Origin of the sequence: Achromobacter pestifer, assembly GCF_902859625.1 — a bacterium.
GTDB classification, from domain to species: Bacteria; Pseudomonadota; Gammaproteobacteria; order Burkholderiales; family Burkholderiaceae_B; genus Achromobacter; species Achromobacter pestifer.
In genome coordinates this window covers 1,287,216-1,304,720 of sequence record NZ_CADIJX010000001.1, presented here as the reverse complement: position 1 = coordinate 1,304,720, position 17,505 = coordinate 1,287,216, and the positions used below count along the sequence as shown (strand labels likewise).

Below are 17,505 nucleotides of genomic sequence, written 5' to 3'. Positions count from 1 at the left end.
AAATGTTCAGCAATCTGAAGGTGCGCACGGGCTTGATGCTCGCTCAGTTGGCAGTTGCCCTGGCCGCACTGGTTGCCATCGCCCTGGGCTGGAACAGCATGCGTTCCAGCGCCGACACCATCAATGCCCTGGATTCCCTGAGCGTTCAGCAGAGCAATCTGATCAAGGACGCTTACACGCAGATGTTGCGCGCGACCATCCGCGCCGACATCACCGCCGCGCAGCGCGCGGCGGGGGATGCGAACGGGGCGGCGGAAAACTCGCGTACGGTGCAGCAGTTGGTCGCCGACGCCAAGAAGAAGATGGAAGCGTTCAAGGTGATACCCAAGGCAACGGCGCTTGGCAAGGCCGCCGAGGGCGATCTGCTGACGTCATTCAACACGTTCGCCGAAGCGCTGCAATCCATGATGGGCGCGCTGGACAAGGGGGATGCGGCAGCTTACCTGTCGTTGAAGAATACCAAGGCGGGCGCTGCCAGTGGCGCGTTTTCCAAGCAGTTGACGGAATTCGCCAATGACATCAATGCCTTCAGCGAACAGCAGGTGCTGGCCGCGCGCAGCCAGACTTCGACGATGGCCTATGTGTATATCGCGCTGGCAGTGCTGATCCTGGCGGTGTCGCTGGGCGCATTCCTGTTCATGAACCGCGTGGTCTTGCGTCCCTTGCGTACGGTCAGCGACAGCTTTGACAAGATCGCGGGCGGGGATCTGACGGTGCGTGTGGACGTCAATTCGTCCAACGAGATTGGCCAGTTGATGGCGGCAGTCAAGCGCATGCAGGAAAGCCTGACGCGCACGGTCGCGTCCGTGCGCCGAGGCGTGGACGAAATCAATGTGGGCTCGCGTGAGATTTCCGCGGGCAACACGGACTTGTCCAGCCGCACCGAACAGCAGGCCGCCTCGTTGGAGGAAACGGCGGCATCGATGGAGCAACTGGCCTCCACGGTGAAGCAGAACGCCGACAACGCGCGCCAAGCCAATCAGTTGGCAGCCAGCGCGTCGGACGTGGCCGAACGCGGTGGTTCGGCGGTGTCGGAAGTGGTCAGCACGATGCAAGGCATTTCTGCCAGCTCGCGCAAGATCTCGGAAATCGTATCCGTGATCGACGGCATCGCCTTCCAGACGAACATCCTGGCGCTGAACGCGGCCGTGGAAGCGGCGCGTGCGGGCGAGCAAGGCAAGGGCTTTGCGGTGGTGGCGGGCGAAGTACGCTCGCTGGCGCAGCGCAGCGCGCAAGCGGCCAAGGAAATCAAGGGCCTGATCGAGGACTCGGTCACGAAGGTGGGCGCGGGTTCGCAGCAGGTGGAACGCGCCGGCGCGACGATGCAGGAAATCGTGGCATCGGTGAAGCGCGTGACGGACATCATGGGCGAGATCTCGGCGGCGTCCGAAGAGCAGTCCAGCGGCATCGATCAAGTCAATCGCGCCGTGTCGCAGATGGATGAAGTGACGCAGCAGAACGCCGCCTTGGTGGAAGAAGCGGCCGCTGCCGCCGGTTCCCTGCAAGAGCAGGCCGAACGTCTGGTTCAGGCCGTGGCGGTGTTCAAGATCAATGCGGGTGAAGTGATTGAAGTGCCTGCGCGCCAATTGGCGCAGCAACGTCCCGTCGCACGGGTTGCCGCGGCGCCTGAAGCGCCTGCCGTCAAGGCGCCTGCCGTGCGTCTGACGCATGCCGCACGCGCCAAGCCGGCAGCAAGCGCCGAGGGTGCCACGGCTGCTCGTCCGCTGCGTCGCCCGGCGCCTCGCGCGGCAACGGTCGCCAACGACGCCAAGCCGGCGCCGGCGGCGAATCGCCGTCAGACGCCGTCCGACGACGATTGGGAATCTTTCTGATACCGGCGTTGCCGGTGAATGGGTAGGGTATGCGAGGCTATATACATCTTCTGGCGACAGCCGCCATCGCGGTGCTGCTGGCAGGCTGCGCGGCAACGGGTCATAACTTCGATCCCGGCAAGTTGTCGACCTTGACGCCGGGCCAGACGACGCTGGAAGAAGCCTCGCGTGCGCTGACCGCGCCGCCCGACAAGTTCTACAAGCAGACCGACGGCACATTCCTGGCCCTTTGGTCCTTCAAGATCACGTTTGTCACCGACGGTCTGTACAGCCGCAAGGAAGCCTTGCTGCAATTCGGCCCCGATGGCCGCTTGATGCGGCTGGTCGACAGCACCAATATTCTGCTGGAACCTTGGGAACGCCAAAAGTTGCTGGGCCCCGCGCCTCTGCCTGACATGCGTCAGGACTGGGTGCCGCCGGCAACGGAACCTGAGGTGCAAACCATCTACATACCTGGGCCGGGTGAACCGACCGGGTTGGCGCCTCAGGGCAAGTAAGCCCTGTCGTTCGGCAGAGAGCATTGCGGCGCAAGCCGCAATGTACGTCGCCCTCAGTGCACACCCCCATGTAACAGGGCGTGTCGGCAGGGTGGTTTTTCATTTGGTCAGAGCAGTTCCTGAGGGATGGGGAAAAAATATGGAAGCGAGTCTCGAATCCGGCGCGAAGGCCGGCAAAGGCAGCAAGAAAAAGGTCGCCCGCGCGCCCAAGGTAAAGCGCAAGCTGCGGTTGCGTGACGCCCGCGTTGGCACGATGCTGCTGTGGGTGATGGCGTTCTTCGCGATCTTGATCGCGGCGGTAGGCGGCCTGGCCGCGTTTTTCCTGCAACACAACTACGAGTCCATCCGCGAAGTCAACGCCCTGACCGAGCGCGCCAAACAGGTTGAAGTGATCAACAGCGACATGTTGCGTGCCCGCGTGAGCTTGATGGTGGCCGCGCGTCACCTTCAGGAATCGGGTTGGGGCAGTGGCGAGAACTCGGCTCGCGACGCGGCCGCCGCCCTCAAATCGGCGACCGATCTGCTGACGGGTGTGCGTAGCAGCTTCGCGGACTTCCAGAAGAACATGCTCCAGGACGATACGGGTCGGCAATTGTCCATGAACCTGGTGCGCCGCTATCGCTCGTACATCGACGATGGCGTGGACACGATGGTGGAGGCGCTGCGCAGCGAAGACTATTCGACGTTCTACATGGTGAACAACGAGTACGGTACCCCTCGCAGCGCGGCCTTCATTCAGGCGCTTGGCGAATTTGGCAAATACATCGGTGATCAACAGCAAGCCACGATCGATCAAGCCGAGGCGAACTTCAATCGCGCCATGGTGGCCGTGGGCGTCGCCGTCGGCCTTGCGTTGTTGCTGATGGTGTTCTGCCGCATTCTGTTTGGACGCCTGGTCGTGCGTCCGTTGGTGGAGGCCGGCCAGCATTTCGACAAGATTGCCGCCGGCGACCTGACCAGCCGCGTCGAAGTCCGTTCGCACAACGAGATCGGTCAGTTGATGGCAGCGGTCAAGCGCATGCAGGAAAGCCTGACGCGCACGGTCGCCACGGTGCGCCGTGGCGTGGACGAGATCACGGTGGGTTCGCGCGAAATTGCAGCGGGCAATACGGACCTGTCCAGCCGCACGGAAGAGCAGGCTGCTTCGTTGGAGGAAACGGCTGCTTCGATGGAGCAATTGGCCTCCACGGTGAAGCAGAACGCCGACAACGCGCGCCAAGCCAATCAGCTGGCAGCCAGCGCCTCGGACGTGGCCGAACGCGGTGGTTCGGCGGTGTCGGAAGTGGTCAGCACGATGCAGGGTATTTCTGCCAGCTCGCGCAAGATCTCGGAAATCGTGTCTGTGATCGACGGTATTGCCTTCCAGACGAACATCCTGGCGCTGAACGCCGCCGTGGAAGCGGCGCGTGCGGGCGAGCAGGGCAAGGGCTTTGCGGTGGTGGCGGGCGAAGTGCGCTCGCTGGCGCAGCGCAGCGCGCAAGCGGCCAAGGAAATCAAGGGCCTGATCGAGGACTCGGTGTCCAAGGTGGGTGCCGGTTCGCAGCAGGTGGAACGCGCCGGCGCGACGATGCAGGAAATCGTGTCGTCGGTGAAGCGGGTGACGGACATCATGGGCGAGATCTCGGCAGCGTCCGAAGAGCAGTCCAGCGGTATCGATCAAGTCAACCGCGCCGTGTCGCAGATGGATGAGGTGACGCAGCAGAACGCCGCCTTGGTGGAAGAAGCGGCCGCCGCCGCCGGTTCCCTGCAAGATCAGGCGCACCGCCTGGCCGAAGCGGTTGCCGTATTCAAGATCAATGTCGGCGAAGTGATTGAGGTGCCCGCGCATCAGCTGGGCGGTTATGCCGCCCCGACCTTGACGCAAGGGTGACGCCGCGCGTCAGGCCGGCCGCACCTTGCGCGCGGCGGGCTTGGCGGTGGCGGGAAGCATGACGACGGCCGCGCCTGTGCGCGGCCGTATTTTCTTGGGTTCGACGGCAATGGGTCGCGGCGTGGCATTCCTACGCACGTTAAGTTTTCGACAATAAGACCGTTAATGACAATAACGCCCGAAAAGGGCGGTGAACAGTGTTTGAAAGCGTAGCGGCGCTTGCAGACGCTTCGATGCAATTGGGAGACTAGCTGTGCGCGTGAACTTACCCATCCATGATGTGGAAACCAAGCTGCGCGAAGATCAGTATCTGATCTCGCGCACCGATACCAAGGGCCGCATCGTCTACGCGAACCCCGCATTCATCGAAGTCAGCGGCTTTACCCGCGAAGAATTGATTGGCAAGCCGCACAACATCGTGCGCCATCCCGACATGCCGCCGGAAGCCTATGCGGATCTGTGGGAAACCCTGGAAGCGGGCGAATCGTGGTTGGGACTGGTCAAGAACCGGCGCAAGGACGGCGGCTATTACTGGGTGCTGGCCAATGCCACGCCCATTGTCGAAAACGGCGAAGTCGTGGCGTATTCGTCGGTGCGCGTGCGCCCCTCGGATGAGCAGGTCGAGATGGCCGAGGACCTTTACGCGCGCATTCGTGAAGGGTCTGCGCGCGGTGTGCGCATCCATCGCGGGCGTCCGGTACGCGCCGGCTGGCGGCGTGGCCTGGATATGCTGGCGTTCCCCTTCAAGCGCAGTGTGCGCAGCCGCATGCTGCGCCACGCGCTATTGTCCGCCGGCGTCGTCACGGCCGCGGGCGCCTATGGCCTGCATGCCAACTGGGCCAGCCTGGATGTGCTGGGCGCGAGCCTGGGTTGCGGCGTCGTCGCACTGGCCGTGATTGCCATTTTCGGCATGGGATGGAGCCTGTCCCGATCCTTGCTGGATCCGATGGTGGATGCGGCCAACATGGCGCGTCAGGTTGCCGCGGGCAACCTGACCACGCAGATCGTGGCGGACTCCGACGACGAAGTGGGCAGCCTGAAGTTCTCGTTGGAGGTCATGCGCAAGAGCCTGATCGGCATCGCGCAGGACGTCTATCGCGGCATCGAGGGCACCACGCACGCGGCCGTGCACATTGCACGCGGCAACCAGGAATTGGCGGGCCGCACGGAAGGCCAGGCGGCCTCGTTGCAGCAGACGGCCGCCAGCATGGAACAGCTGACCTCAACCGTGCGGCAAAACGCCGACAACGCGCGGCAAGCCAACCAGTTGGCCGCCAGCAGCATGGACGTGGCGCGGCGGGGTGGCGTGGCCGTGGGCCAGGTGGTGAACACCATGCATGGCATTTCCGATAGCTCGCGCAAGATTGCGGAAATCGTAAGCATCATCGAAGGCATCGCGTTCCAGACCAACATCCTGGCGTTGAACGCCGCCGTGGAAGCGGCTCGCGCTGGTGAATCCGGCAAGGGCTTTGCCGTGGTGGCGGGCGAGGTGCGCAGCCTGGCGCAAAAGAGCGCGCAGGCCGCCAAGGAAATCAAAGGTTTGATCGAAGACTCGGTGGACCGCGTGTCGGAAGGGTCGGCGCAGGCCGAGCAGGCAGGTGCGACGATGGAAGAGATTGTTGCCGCCGTCCATCGCGTCACCGACATCATTGGCGAGATCTCGCAGGCCTCGCAGGAGCAGTCCAGCGGCATCGAACAGGTGGATTCCGCGGTGTCGCAAATGGATGTGATGACGGTACAGAACACGGCGCTGGTGCAAGAACTGGGCGGCGCCGTATTGCAGTTGGGCAACCAGTCAGGCGCCTTGCGCGAGACGATCCGGGTGTTCCGGCTGACGGGCCAACCCTGATCGGCCCGGCCAGTCCGGACCATGCAAAACGGCCGCTGAAAGCAAGCGGCCGTTTTTTTTCGTCCAAGAAAGGCGGTAGGGGCGCTAACGGCCCGCCAAGGCATCGACCACCCGGCTCATGGCGCCCAGGCCCGCTTCAAACAGCGATTCCAGAAAGGGGCCGGCATGGGGCAGCACGACGGTCAGCACCGTGACGCCGACGATGAGCGTGACCGGAAAGCCCACCGAGAAGATGGACAGCTGCTGCGCGGCGCGGTTCAGGATGCCCATGGCCAGGTTGATGGTCAGCAACGCGCAGATCAGCGGCAGGGCCAGCAGCAGGCCGGAAACGAACACGGTCTTGCCCCATTCCACGACAACACCCCAGCCGTTCTGATGCAGCTGGATCATGGCGACAGGCAGCGTGTCGAAGGAGCGGACCAAGGCCGCCAGGACCAGCAGATGGCCGTCCAGCGCCAGGAAGGTCAGCATCGCGATCATGTTGAACAGCCGCGACAGCACCGCAGTATTGGCGCCCGAGGCCGGGTCGAAGAACGACGCGAACGACAGGCCCATTTGCAGGCCGACGAATTCTCCCGCCGTCTGCACGGCGGCAAAGACCAGGCGCATCGTGAAACCCATGGCGATGCCGATCAGCACTTGCTGCATCACCATCCACAGGCCGGCGAACGACCCCGGCGCAATCGGCGGCATGGGATCCAGCGCGGGGCTGATCGCCACGGCCAGCACGAACGCCAGGCCAACCTTGACCTTGACCGGAATAATGGATTCCGAGAACAGGGGGGCTGTGCCCACCAGCGCCAGGATACGCACGAACGGCCAGAGGAACTGGCCGATCCAGCCGTTTAGCTGTTCGAGCGTGAAGGCGATCATGGGAGAGGGCGCGGGGTCGGGCGGCGGGGGCCGCTCAGGACACCAGCATGGGGATCTGGCCGATCAATTGCCGGATGTAGTCGACCATGACGCCGATCAGCCACGGCCCCAGCAGCACCAGCACGCCGCACATCGCCAGCAGCTTCGGAATGAACGACAGCGTCATTTCGTTGATCTGCGTGGCGGCCTGGAAAATACTGATGACCAGACCAACGACCAGCACCACCAGCAGCAGCGGGCCGGCCATCGCCAGGACGATCTTCATCGCCTGGTAGGCCATGGTCATGACGGTTTCAGCTGTCACGGCGTTTGTCCTCCCGGCGCTATTGGTAGAAGCTCTGGGCCAGCGAGCCCATGAGCAGGTTCCAGCCGTCGGCCAGCACGAACAGCATCAGCTTGAATGGCAACGCCACGGTGACGGGCGGCACCATCATCATGCCCAGAGCCATCAGCACGCTGGCCACCACCAGATCGATGATCAGGAAGGGGATGAAGATGGTGAAGCCGATCTGGAACGCGGTCTTCAGTTCGCTGGTGATGAAGGCGGGAACCAGGATCCGCAGCGGCACTTGCGTGGGGTCTTCCAGCGCCGGCAGCTTGGCCAGGTTGGCGAACAGCGACAGATCGTTCTCGCGGGTCTGGTGCAGCATGAATGTGCGCAGCGGGGCGGCGGCGCGCTCGACGGCGGTCTCGAACTGAATCGATCCTTCCGACAGCGGCTTGTAGGCATCGGCGTAGATCTTGTCGAACACCGGGGACATCGTATAGAAGGTCAGGAACAGCGCCAGCCCGATCAGCACATGATTGGGCGGCGACATCGCCGTGCCCATCGCGCTGCGCAACAGGCCCAGCACGATGATGATGCGCGTGAAGCCGGTCATCATCAGCAACGCGGCTGGCAGGAACGACAGCGAGGTCATCAGCAGCAGCGTCTGCATGCTGAGCGAGTACGTCTCGGAGCCGTTGGGGCCGGGGGTGGTGGTCAGTGCGGGCAGCGTGGCCTGGGCCACGACTCCGGCGGGAAAGAAGGCCAAGCCCAGCACGGCCGCGGCTGCCAGCAAGGGCAACACGTTCTGGCGAGCGCGGGTGGTGGTCGTGCGGGTGAGCAAACTCATGGGTATCGCTTGGATCGCGCGTGCGGCGCTAGCGGCGCTTGAGCGCCTGGCCCAGCTTGGCCGCAAAGGCGGCGGCAGGCAAGGGCGAACCCTCCGGCAACTGGCCGGCGGGCAGGGTATGCAGGGTGGTGAGCTGGTTCGGGCCTACGCCCACCACCAGCCAGGTGTTGTCGATTTCGACGACGACAATGCTCTGGCGTGCGCCGACCGGCAGGCTGGCAACCTGTTTAAGCAGGTTGCCGCCGCCGCGCTGGACCAATCCGGCTCGCCGCGCGAGCCAGGCGGAAACCAGGATGGCGGCCACCACCAGCACAAGGCCGATGATGACGCGCGGCAGAGCGGATTCGGTCATGGCGCCAGCGACCGTCAGCGGCGGTTGTTCAAGCGGTTGATCCGCTCGGACGGGGTAATGATGTCGGTCAGGCGGATGCCGTACTTGTCTTCGACGACGACGACTTCGCCCTGGGCGATCAGGTAGCCGTTGACGAAGATGTCCATCGGCTCACCGGCCAGGCCGTCCAGCTCAACCACTGAACCCTGGCCCAGCTGGAGCAGGTTCTTGATGGTCAGGCGGGTGCGTCCCAGTTCGACCGTCAACTGGACGGGTACGTCCATGATCAGGTCGATATCGGTGCCGGCGCCGGTGGTCGTGCCGGCCAGCGGCTTGAACACCGACTGCGCCGCCGGTTGGGCGGCGGGCTTTGCGGGGGCAGGGGCCGGCGCGGCGGGTGCGGGCGCTTCGGCAGCGGCTGCGGGCGTGGCGGCGCTTTGTTCAGCCATCGCGGCTGCCCAGTCGTCCTGCGGCTTCAGGCCATCGGCCTGCGTAGGCGGATTGGCGCGGGATTGTTCGGCGAGCGCGTCGGCCCAGTCGTCGGCCGGGGACGAGCCGGTGCCGGGCTCGTTCTTGTCAGTCATGGTCGGGGGCCTCGTGTGAATCGGTATCGTAGGTAAACATGTTCTGCACGCGAAGTGCGTACTGGCCGTTGAAGACGCCGTAGCCGCATTCCATCAGCGGCACGCCATCCACATTGGCAATGATGGTCTCGGGCACGTCCACGGGAAGGACGTCACCCACCTTCAAATTCATCAGCTCGCGGATCGTCGACGGGATGCGCGCGAATTCGGCGACCACGTCGATGTCAGCGCTGCGAACCTGGCGCGACAGCTGTTGCGACCAGCGCTGGTCCACTTCTTCCATCGTCGTTTCTTGCAGCGGCCGCGTCAGCAGATCACGCACCGGCTCGATCATGGAGTAGGGCAGGCAAATGTTCAGGTCGCCGCCGGTCGCGCCGAATTCGATATGGAACGAGGTGACGACCACCACTTCATTGTTGCCCGTGATGCTGGCGAACTTGGTGTGCATCTCCGAGCGCACATACTCGAATTCGATCGGGTAGACGGGGTCCCAGGACTTGCCGTAGCTTTCCAGCGTCAGATTCAGCAGGCGCCGGATGATGCGCTGTTCGGTCGTGGTGAAGTCGCGACCTTCGACGCGCGTGTGATAGCGGCCATCGCCGCCAAACAGGCTGTCGATGACCAGGAACACCAGGTTCGGGTCATACGTGAAGAGCGCCGTGCCGCGCAAGGGCTTCATCTGAATCATGTTCAGATTGCTGGGCACGGGCAAGTTACGTTCAAAGTCCGCGTACTTCTGGATCTTGATCGAGCCGACCGTGATGTCGGCGCTGCGGCGCATGAAGTTCAACAACACGTTGCGCATATGGCGCGCAAAACGCTCGTTGATGAGCTCCAGCGTCTGCATGCGGCGGCGCACGACGCGCTCGGGCGAGCTCAGGTCGTAGGCGCGCGCGCCGTCAACGGTACTGGCCGCTTGTGTCTTGCTATCGCTCTCGCCGGTGACGCCGGCAAGCAGCGCATCGACTTCGTCCTGCGAAAGGAATGCCTCGTAGGCCATGCTTATTGCACCACGAACGCCGTGAACAGTACGTCGGTGACATACTGGCCGTCCGGCAGGGGCGAGAAGGGGCGGTTGACCGCCTGCTTGATCGCGGTGGCCATGTCGGTCTTGCCTTGTTGGGTCTGCACGGCCGTCGGCGATTGCGACGACAGCACCATCAGGATGCGGCTGCGCACTTCGGGCATGTACTTTTCAAGGCGTGTGCGGGTCTGCTCGTCGCTGACGCGCAGGGTCAGGCCCACGTGCATGATGCGTTCGGTGTCGGCATTTTGCAACGTCACGGTGAACGCTTCGATCGGCACGAAGATCGGCGCGGGAACGGCGATCGGGCCGGCCGGCGGCGCGGTGAACGTCGTCGGGGTGGCTTGCGGGCCTTGGCCCGCCACGCCCGGTTGACCCGGCTGGCCAGCTTGGCCTCCGGGGACTTGGCCCACGCCCAGTTGCACCGCAGCGCCGCCTTGTTGCGGCTGCAAGCGCTGGGTGATGAACCAGGTTGCGCCGGCGCTGGCAGCGGCGACGATAAGCAGGACCAGTATGGCCAGGATCGGGCGAAGGATGCGGCCGATGCCGCCGGAGTTCTTCGCGCCCGACGGCGCGGTTATGGATTTTGAAGTCGCCATCTCGGTTTCGATGCGTATTGGGCCGCTGGTGAAAACGGATACTTAGTGGATGAAAGCATTCTGCCCCAATTCACGCCTCCGCTTGGAGGCGAAAAACAGGGCGAAAGCCGCGTATCTCAAGCTATTGCTGCACTGCCCGCATCCATTGCTGGTTGCGGGCCGCCTGTTTGTTACGCGAAGGTGTCGACCAATGCGTTGGCATTGCGCGGCGTGACCACGACCGACGTGGTGTTGTCGCCCGCGGCGTCGGCAAGCACCGATCCGCCGCCCGACTGACGTTGCGAGCCGTTGCCGCCGTTCTGTTGCGCGAATTCCTGCTGCGCGCTCTGTTCGCCCACGCTGGTCTGACCCAGCGAGATGCCGGCTTGCGCCAGCGCCTGCTGCAATTGCGGAATCGCGGTTTCAATCGCCTGGCGCACGGAGGCGTGGGCCGACACGAACGAGGCGCTGGCCACGCCGTCGGACAGGTTCAGGCTGACGCGCAGCGGACCCAGATCCGGCGGATCCAGGCGCAGTTCGGCGGTCTGCATGCCTTGGCGGGCATTGGTGCTCATCATCACCACTTGTTGGCCAAGTTCGGTGCCCCAATGCGTGCCGCCCACGGGCGTGGCGATCTGCATCACGACCGGCACGGCCGGTTGCGCCACGGCGGCCTGATTCACGACGGGCGCGGGTTGGCGTTGGCTGGCGGCGGCAAGTGCCTGGGCCAGATTGTCCTGGGCCGACGCACCGTGTTGTGGCGCCTGGAACTGCTGCGCCGTGCTGGTCAGCGCGGCCGTCAGTTCTTCTTCCGTGCGGGCAGGCAGCGTGGTGGTGTGCTCGGCCTCGGCGCGAACGTCACGGGGAACGCGAGGCAGCGATATTTCAGGCGCGAGGCGCGGCGCGTCGGCTGTGACGACAGGCTTGGCAGCCGGTGCGGCATCGACCACGGCGGCGACGACGCTGCCCGGCTTGACAGCGGTGGTCACGACGGGCAACGCAGCCTGCGCATCGCGGGCGGCAAGCGCGGCGGCGGCTTCTGCCTGCTGGGCCGAAGCGGCGATCGGGGTTTGCGGCGTGGCGGCGGCGTTGGCGTTGGCGGCGTTCAGCGTTGCCGTGAGCACGGCGGCGCCGGTGCCCAGCGCGGCAGCGGCGGCTTCGGCATTGCCGCGGGCCAACTGAGCCTGTTCAGCGGCCTGGGCGGCGATCTCAAGCGTCTGCTGCGGCAGCAACGGCGCGGCCGGTTGCTGGGCGGCGACGGCCAGCGCGCCCGCTTCCGCGGCGGCGGCGGTCTTCACCGCGTCGTCAATCGCGCCAGCGGCGGCGTTTTCAGCCTTGCTGGCGGCGTCGTTGGTGTTGGTGTTCTTGCCGGGCGTCTTGGCGCCGTTGTTCGCGGGGCGCGAATCGGCGGACGGCTTCGGGCGCTGCTGGGCCAACACGTCGGAAAAACTCGGGCCTTTCTTGTTCGCGGATGCGGACTTGTTGGCGCCAAGCGCGTCGGCGATCGAAGTCGGCGCGACGGGAGCGATCGTGGGCAAGGGCAGGGGAGCGGTCATCTTGGGCTTCCTGTGAGGTATTGCTTAATGCAGGCCGGCCTGGCGTTGAACCAGGCGAGCGGAGTATTCATCGTTGGCGCGCTGTTCGCGGCGGGATTCCACGACGGCTTGCGCGCGCATTTCGCGTTGCGCCAGGGCATCGTAGGAATTGAGCTTGCGTTTTTCTTGCTGCCAGTACTGGCGACCCTTGGCCAGGTTTTCGTCGGCTTGGCGCAGCACGCCCTGCTGTTGGCTGATCGCATCGTCCAGGGTGCCGATGAAGCGCTGGTAGTTGTGGCAGTCGCTGGCCGACATCCCCGTCGTCATCGCCTGTTGCAAGCGCTCCAGGTAATCCTGGCGGTAATCGTTCAGCATGCCCAATTGGCGCTCGGCATTGCTGCGTTCGGAACTGAGCCGGCCAAGCAGGCGTGCGGCTTCATCCGTGCTTTCCTTGGCCAGGTTGATCAGCATGTCCAAGGGCAATTGGCTAGGCATAGGTGTCCCTTAACTCGAAACTGGCGCGCAACTGGTTGACGGCATCGTCATAGCCGATGTTCTCGCCGATATCCTGCTGCAAGAACGCCTCCAGACGGGGATAGCGGGCGATGGCTTCATCCAGCTGCGGATCGTTGCCGGCGGCGTAGGCGCCGACGGCGATCAGGTCGCGGTTGCGTTGATAGCGCGACAGGTTCTGTTTGAAGCGGCGCACGACGGCGAACTGCTGCGGCGTGATCAATGAGGTCATCGCGCGCGAAATCGACGCTTCGATGTCGATGGCGGGGTAGTGTCCGGCTTCAGCCAGATGGCGCGACAGCACCACGTGGCCGTCCAGGATGGCGCGCGCGGAATCCGCGATCGGGTCCTGCTGGTCATCCCCTTCGGCCAGCACGGTGTAGAAAGCCGTGATGGACCCGGCTTTGCCCGACGGGCCAGGCGCACCCATTCCGGCGCGCTCGACCAGCATCGGCAGCTTGGCGAACACCGACGGCGGGTAGCCCTTGGTGGCGGGCGGCTCACCGATGGCCAGCGCGACTTCCCGTTGTGCCATCGCATAGCGGGTCAGCGAGTCCATGATCAGCAGCACGTCCAGGCCCTGGTCGCGGAAGTGCTCGGCCAGACGGGTGGCGTAGGCGGCGCCTTGCAGGCGTAGCAGCGCCGACACGTCGGCCGGCGCGGCCACGACGACCGAGCGCGCCAGGCCTTCGGGGCCCAGGTTGTGCTCGATGAATTCCTTGACTTCGCGGCCCCGCTCGCCAATCAGGCCCACGACAATCACGTCGGCCTTGGTGTAGCGGGCCATCATGCCCAACAGCACCGATTTACCCACGCCGGACCCGGCGAACAAACCCATGCGCTGGCCGCGGCCGACGGTGAGCAGGCCGTTGATGGCGCGTACGCCCGTGTCCAGCACGGTGTCGATCGGTGCGCGTGACAGGGGATTGATGGGCAGGGCGGACAAGGGCGCCAGTTCGGCGCCCGTCAGCGGGCCCAGACCATCCAGCGGACGGCCGGCGCCGTCCAGCACGCGGCCCAGCAGGGCGTTGCCCACGGGCAGGTGGCGGCCAAGCTGAGGCTTGGCGTTGCCGTTCAATTCGGCTTTGCGCGGCAACGGAATCTGGCGCTGCACGGGCGGTTCGCCTGGCACGACGCGCGCGCCGGGCGGCAGGCCGGAAATGTCGGCCTGCGGCATCAGGTACAGCGTATGGCCGTCAAAGCCCACGACTTCGGCATCGGCCCAATGGTCGTGGCCGCGCGCGATCTCGATGCGGGCGGCAGCGCCCACCGGCAGGCGCAGCCCGGTGGCATGCAGCACCAGGCCGGTCGCGCGGGTGATCTTGCCGCTGACCAGCCACGGATCCGTCGACGCGGCGCGGATGGATCCGATCTCCAGCTGGGTCTTCCAGCGGTCCAGCACCGGAACGGCCGGGGCGGGGGCTGGCGTAGGCACTGCCGGCGCGACCGTTTGGCCGGGCTGCACGGGAGCCGGAGCCGGGTGGCCGTTCACGCGGGTTCTTCCCAGGACACGTTGCGGCCCAGCGAGGCCGCGACACGGCGCCAGCGGGTCTGCAAGGTGGCGTCAATGTCGCCAAAAGGCGTTTCGGCGCGGCAACCGCCACGCGCGATGGATTCATCGGCCAGCACGCGCCAGTGGCCTTCTTTCAATTCGTCCGCCAGGTGCAGGCGAATCAGTTCGATGTCGTCGGGGTTGGCCCACAACCGCATCTGGCCGCCCGTCGTGGGATTGATGTGCAACACGTCGCGCACCGCAGCCGCAACGGTCTCGGGTTGCTCGGACAAGGTGGTCCGGACGACCTGCTGCGCAATGTCCAGGGCCAGCGTCAACAAGCTCTGGCCCATTTTCTCTTCCAGCGAACCCAGCGACGTGGCGCAGGCCTCGACCAGCGCGTGCAGGCGTTGCGCTTCCGCGGCGCCTTGTTCGCGCGCTTGGGCAAGACCTTCGGCATAGCCGGCTTCGCGGCCAACAGCGAAACCTGCATCGTGGCCCGTTTGCTGGCCGGCTTCCATGCCGGCCGCCTGGCCGTGCGCGTATCCTTCCTCGCGGCCTTCCGCGACCGCTTGTGCGCGCAACTGCGCCATCACCACGGCGGGGTCGGGTCCGGGATCGGGTTCGGGTTCCGGCTCGATGTCGACGGGCGCCGGCTCGTCGAACGACAGCATCTGCCAGCGCCGCCAGGCGGCGCTGCGCGAGATGAGCGTCGTCGCGCCGTTGTCCGTTTCAGACATAAGCGTCGTCTCCGGAATTGCCCAGCACGATCTGTCCGCTCTCGGCCAGACGGCGGGCGATTTGCAGAATCTTCTTCTGTTCGGCTTCGACCTTCGACATGCGGATCGGCCCCTGGGCTTCCAAGTCCTCGCGCAGCATTTCGGCGGCACGGCTGGACATGTTGCGCAGGAACTTGGCGCGCAGCTCTTCCTGGGCGCCCTTGAGCGCAACCATGAGCGTGTCGTTGTCGATTTCCTTGAGGATGAGCTGAATGGCGCGATCCTCGACGTCCAGCAGGTTGTCGAAGACGAACATCTCGTCGATGATCTTCTGCGCCAGGTCGTTGTCGCGCTCGCGCAGGCTGGCCACGACGGTTTCCTCGTCCGAGGAATTCATCATGTTCAGGATCTCGGCCGCAGTGCGCACACCGCCCATCTTGCTGCGCTTGGCGCCCTGGCCGGCCAGCACGGAATTCAGCACTTCGGTCAGTTCGGACAAGGCCGCCGGCTGCACGCCGCCGAAGGTGGCGATACGCAGCATGACGTCGTTGCGCAGGCGATCCGTCAGCAAGGCCAGCACACCCGCTGCGCGGTCGCGCTCCAGGTGAACCAGGATCGTCGCGATGATCTGCGGATGCTCGTCGCCGATCAGCTCGGCCACGGTGTTGGGGTCCAGCCAGTTCAGCGCGTCGATGCCGCTGCCGCCATCGCCCGCTTCCAGGATGTCCTCGATCAGGCCGGCCGCGCGGTCGCTGCCCAATGCCTTGGTCAGCACGCTGCGGATGTAGTCGTCCGAGCCCAGCGTGACGGCCATGAATTGGTCGGCTTCCTGACGGAATTCTTCCAGCACCACGGCAACGTCATTGCGGGTGACTTGTTTCAGGCTGGCCATCGCTGCGCCAACCTGCTGCACTTCACGGGCGCTGAGATACTTGAAGACCTCGGCTGCCGCGTCCTCGCCCAGCGACATCATCAGGACGGCGCTGCGCGTCATGCCGTCCATCGGAGTGGAATCATTTTTCATCTTTGCTCATCCAGGTGCGCAAGACCATCGCGACGGCGCGCGGATCCTTGTTGGCCATCGTGCGGGCGCGTTCCAGGTTGTCTTCGTAACGGTTGACTTCCTTGCTGCGGGCCGCGTCCTGGGCCTCGCGGGCCGCTTCGATACGCTCGGCCTCAGCCATTTCCGGATCAACCGGCGGATACAGGTACTCGGTGACCGAACGGCGGACCTTGCGATACAGCCACAAGGCAACCACCAGGCCCACCAGCCAAGCCAGGATGGTCTTGAACAGGGCGATCATCTCGGGGTCACGCCACATCGGCACCGGCGGCGGGCCGTCGTTGAACTGGCTGTTCACCAGATTCAGCGAGTCTCCGCGCGTTTCGGAATAGCCCATGGCTTCGCGAACCAGATTCGTGAGCTTGTTCAATTCCTCGGGCGGCAGGGCTTGCGGCTCGCCGTCCTTGTCGCGGACGTAGTTCACGACCACGGCCACCGACAGGCGCTTCAGGTTGCCCACCGGCTGTTTGATGTGGCTGATGGTGCGGTCCACTTCATAGTTGGTGGTGGCGTCGCGGCGTTCGTTCAGATTGACGTTGGCGGTCTGCGTGCCGGTTTGCTGTTGCTGCTGGGCATTGGCCGGCTGCTGCGGCTGGCCCGGACGCGGCGGCTGCGGCGCCGGCGGATTCGTGAGGGGAGCTTGTGCGTTGGGCGGGGCCTGATTCGACAGCGCGCCAGGAACGCCTTGGGCGGGGTTGACGCCACGCTGGGTGGAATCGCTGGTTTGTTGGCTGCGGACGGCGGATTGGCCGGGTTCCTGGTTCGGGCGATAGACCTCGGAAGTTTCTTCGCGGCGGGCGAAGTCCACGTCGGCGCTGGCCTGGGCGTGGACATTGCCCGGGCCGACCAGCGGATTCAAGATGGTCAAGATGCGTTCGACCGTGCGTTGTTCCGTTTCGCGCACGAAGCGCATCTGGTCAGCGTCCATGCCGCGGCCTTCGCCCAGGGGCGCGGACAGCAGGCGACCGTTCTGGTCAACGATCGACACGCTTTCGGCGGTCAGCTCAGGCACGCTGGAGGCCACCAGCCACGAAATGGCGGACACTTGGGCGTCGCTCAGGCTGCGGCCAGGGTAGACATTCAACAGCACCGATGCGGTGGGCGCCTGGCGTTCGCGCACGAACAGCGACTGGCGCGGCATGGCCAGGTGAACGCGAGCGTGCTGCACGGTGTGCATCGCTTCGATGGAACGCGCCAGCTCGCCTTCCAGGCCGCGCTGGTAGTTGATCTGTTCCGCGAATTGGCTGGCGCCGAAGCGGGCGTTGTCCATCAGCTCGAAACCGACGGAACCGCCGCGCGGCAGGCCCTGCGAGGCCAGTTGCAGCCGAGCGTCGTACACGCGGTCGGCCGGAACCAGCAGGGCAGTGCCTGTCTCGTTGTAACGATAGGGCACGTTCATGGTGCCCAGCGCCGTCACAATGGCCCCGCCGTCGCGGTCATCGATGTTGGAGAACAGCACCTTGTACTTGGGTTCGCTGCCCCACATCACGGCAGCGACGATCAGCGCGACGACGGCGGCAGCCGCACCAAGCAGGATCGGCTTGGGCAGCGCGCGGATCTTTTCCAGAACGGGGAACTTCGCCAGCAGCGACGAGCTCAGAGTGGCCTGCTGATTCATCGATGGCTCCCG

General features: G+C 65.0%; 17 protein-coding genes. 4 read left to right on the top strand and 13 right to left on the bottom strand.

All coding sequences use genetic code 11. From position 1 onward, the window contains the following. The first annotated feature begins 2 nt into the window (after positions 1 to 2). The 4 genes from HV753_RS05700 to HV753_RS05685 all read left to right on the top strand — a co-directional run bounded on the left by HV753_RS05700 (position 3) and on the right by HV753_RS05685 (position 6,048). The gene (locus HV753_RS05700) at positions 3 to 1,832 is read left to right on the top strand and encodes a methyl-accepting chemotaxis protein (RefSeq protein ID WP_175173415.1); all 1,830 of its coding nucleotides are present in this window, start codon (positions 3 to 5) and stop codon (positions 1,830 to 1,832) included. Between the two features lie 29 nt (positions 1,833 to 1,861). Continuing rightward, positions 1,862 to 2,329 carry a hypothetical protein gene (locus HV753_RS05695; RefSeq protein ID WP_175173414.1) on the top strand — a complete coding sequence of 156 codons (468 nt, stop codon included), beginning with the start codon at positions 1,862 to 1,864 and terminating at the stop codon, positions 2,327 to 2,329. A 139-nt stretch (positions 2,330 to 2,468) separates the two neighbouring features. After that, positions 2,469 to 4,199, top strand: a complete 1,731-nt coding sequence (locus HV753_RS05690) for a methyl-accepting chemotaxis protein (RefSeq protein WP_175173413.1) — start codon at positions 2,469 to 2,471, stop codon at positions 4,197 to 4,199. Positions 4,200 to 4,452: 253 nt separating this feature from the next. Next, a complete protein-coding gene (locus HV753_RS05685; RefSeq protein WP_175173412.1) occupies positions 4,453 to 6,048 on the top strand; it encodes a methyl-accepting chemotaxis protein in 1,596 nt (531 codons plus the stop codon). Positions 6,049 to 6,132: 84 nt separating this feature from the next. On the opposite strand, the gene fliR is transcribed toward HV753_RS05685, so the two are convergent. The 13 genes from fliR to fliF form a co-directional block, all read right to left on the bottom strand. Then, positions 6,133 to 6,921 carry a flagellar biosynthetic protein FliR gene (gene fliR, locus HV753_RS05680; RefSeq protein WP_175173411.1) on the bottom strand — a complete coding sequence of 263 codons (789 nt, stop codon included), beginning with the start codon at positions 6,919 to 6,921 and terminating at the stop codon, positions 6,133 to 6,135. A gap of 34 nt (positions 6,922 to 6,955) precedes the next feature. Continuing rightward, positions 6,956 to 7,225, bottom strand: a complete 270-nt coding sequence (gene fliQ / locus HV753_RS05675) for a flagellar biosynthesis protein FliQ (RefSeq protein ID WP_006219058.1) — start codon at positions 7,223 to 7,225, stop codon at positions 6,956 to 6,958. Between the two features lie 19 nt (positions 7,226 to 7,244). Then, complete coding sequence (fliP, locus tag HV753_RS05670; RefSeq protein WP_175173410.1) at positions 7,245 to 8,036, bottom strand: flagellar type III secretion system pore protein FliP; 792 nt, start codon at positions 8,034 to 8,036, stop codon at positions 7,245 to 7,247. A gap of 28 nt (positions 8,037 to 8,064) precedes the next feature. Further along, positions 8,065 to 8,388 (bottom strand): flagellar biosynthetic protein FliO, encoded by a 324-nt coding sequence (fliO, locus tag HV753_RS05665; RefSeq protein ID WP_175173409.1) that lies wholly within the window; start codon positions 8,386 to 8,388, stop codon positions 8,065 to 8,067. A gap of 14 nt (positions 8,389 to 8,402) precedes the next feature. Continuing rightward, on the bottom strand, positions 8,403 to 8,951 hold the full coding sequence (gene fliN, locus HV753_RS05660) for a flagellar motor switch protein FliN (RefSeq protein WP_175173408.1): 549 nt from the start codon (positions 8,949 to 8,951) through the stop codon (positions 8,403 to 8,405). Beyond that, complete coding sequence (gene fliM / locus HV753_RS05655; RefSeq protein ID WP_175173407.1) at positions 8,944 to 9,951, bottom strand: flagellar motor switch protein FliM; 1,008 nt, start codon at positions 9,949 to 9,951, stop codon at positions 8,944 to 8,946. Before fliM ends, fliN begins: the two co-directional genes overlap by 8 nt. A gap of 2 nt (positions 9,952 to 9,953) precedes the next feature. Further along, positions 9,954 to 10,574, bottom strand: coding sequence for a flagellar basal body-associated protein FliL (gene fliL, locus HV753_RS05650; RefSeq protein ID WP_175173406.1), 621 nt, complete (start codon positions 10,572 to 10,574; stop codon positions 9,954 to 9,956). Positions 10,575 to 10,744: 170 nt separating this feature from the next. Continuing rightward, positions 10,745 to 12,109, bottom strand: a complete 1,365-nt coding sequence (locus HV753_RS05645) for a flagellar hook-length control protein FliK (protein WP_175173405.1) — start codon at positions 12,107 to 12,109, stop codon at positions 10,745 to 10,747. A gap of 24 nt (positions 12,110 to 12,133) precedes the next feature. Continuing rightward, positions 12,134 to 12,583, bottom strand: coding sequence for a flagellar export protein FliJ (gene fliJ / locus HV753_RS05640; RefSeq protein ID WP_175173404.1), 450 nt, complete (start codon positions 12,581 to 12,583; stop codon positions 12,134 to 12,136). Further along, entirely contained in the window at positions 12,576 to 14,066 is a 1,491-nt protein-coding gene (gene fliI / locus HV753_RS05635) for a flagellar protein export ATPase FliI (RefSeq protein WP_175173694.1), read from the bottom strand. The genes fliJ and fliI overlap by 8 nt, the downstream gene beginning before the upstream one ends. A gap of 23 nt (positions 14,067 to 14,089) precedes the next feature. Further along, a complete protein-coding gene (gene fliH / locus HV753_RS05630) occupies positions 14,090 to 14,833 on the bottom strand; it encodes a flagellar assembly protein FliH (RefSeq protein WP_175173403.1) in 744 nt (247 codons plus the stop codon). Next, positions 14,826 to 15,836: a flagellar motor switch protein FliG gene (gene fliG, locus HV753_RS05625; protein WP_088588349.1), complete on the bottom strand. Its 1,011-nt coding sequence runs from the start codon at positions 15,834 to 15,836 to the stop codon at positions 14,826 to 14,828. Before fliG ends, fliH begins: the two co-directional genes overlap by 8 nt. Beyond that, positions 15,826 to 17,493 (bottom strand): flagellar basal-body MS-ring/collar protein FliF, encoded by a 1,668-nt coding sequence (gene fliF, locus HV753_RS05620; protein WP_175173402.1) that lies wholly within the window; start codon positions 17,491 to 17,493, stop codon positions 15,826 to 15,828. The genes fliG and fliF overlap by 11 nt, the downstream gene beginning before the upstream one ends. Positions 17,494 to 17,505 lie beyond the last annotated feature (12 nt).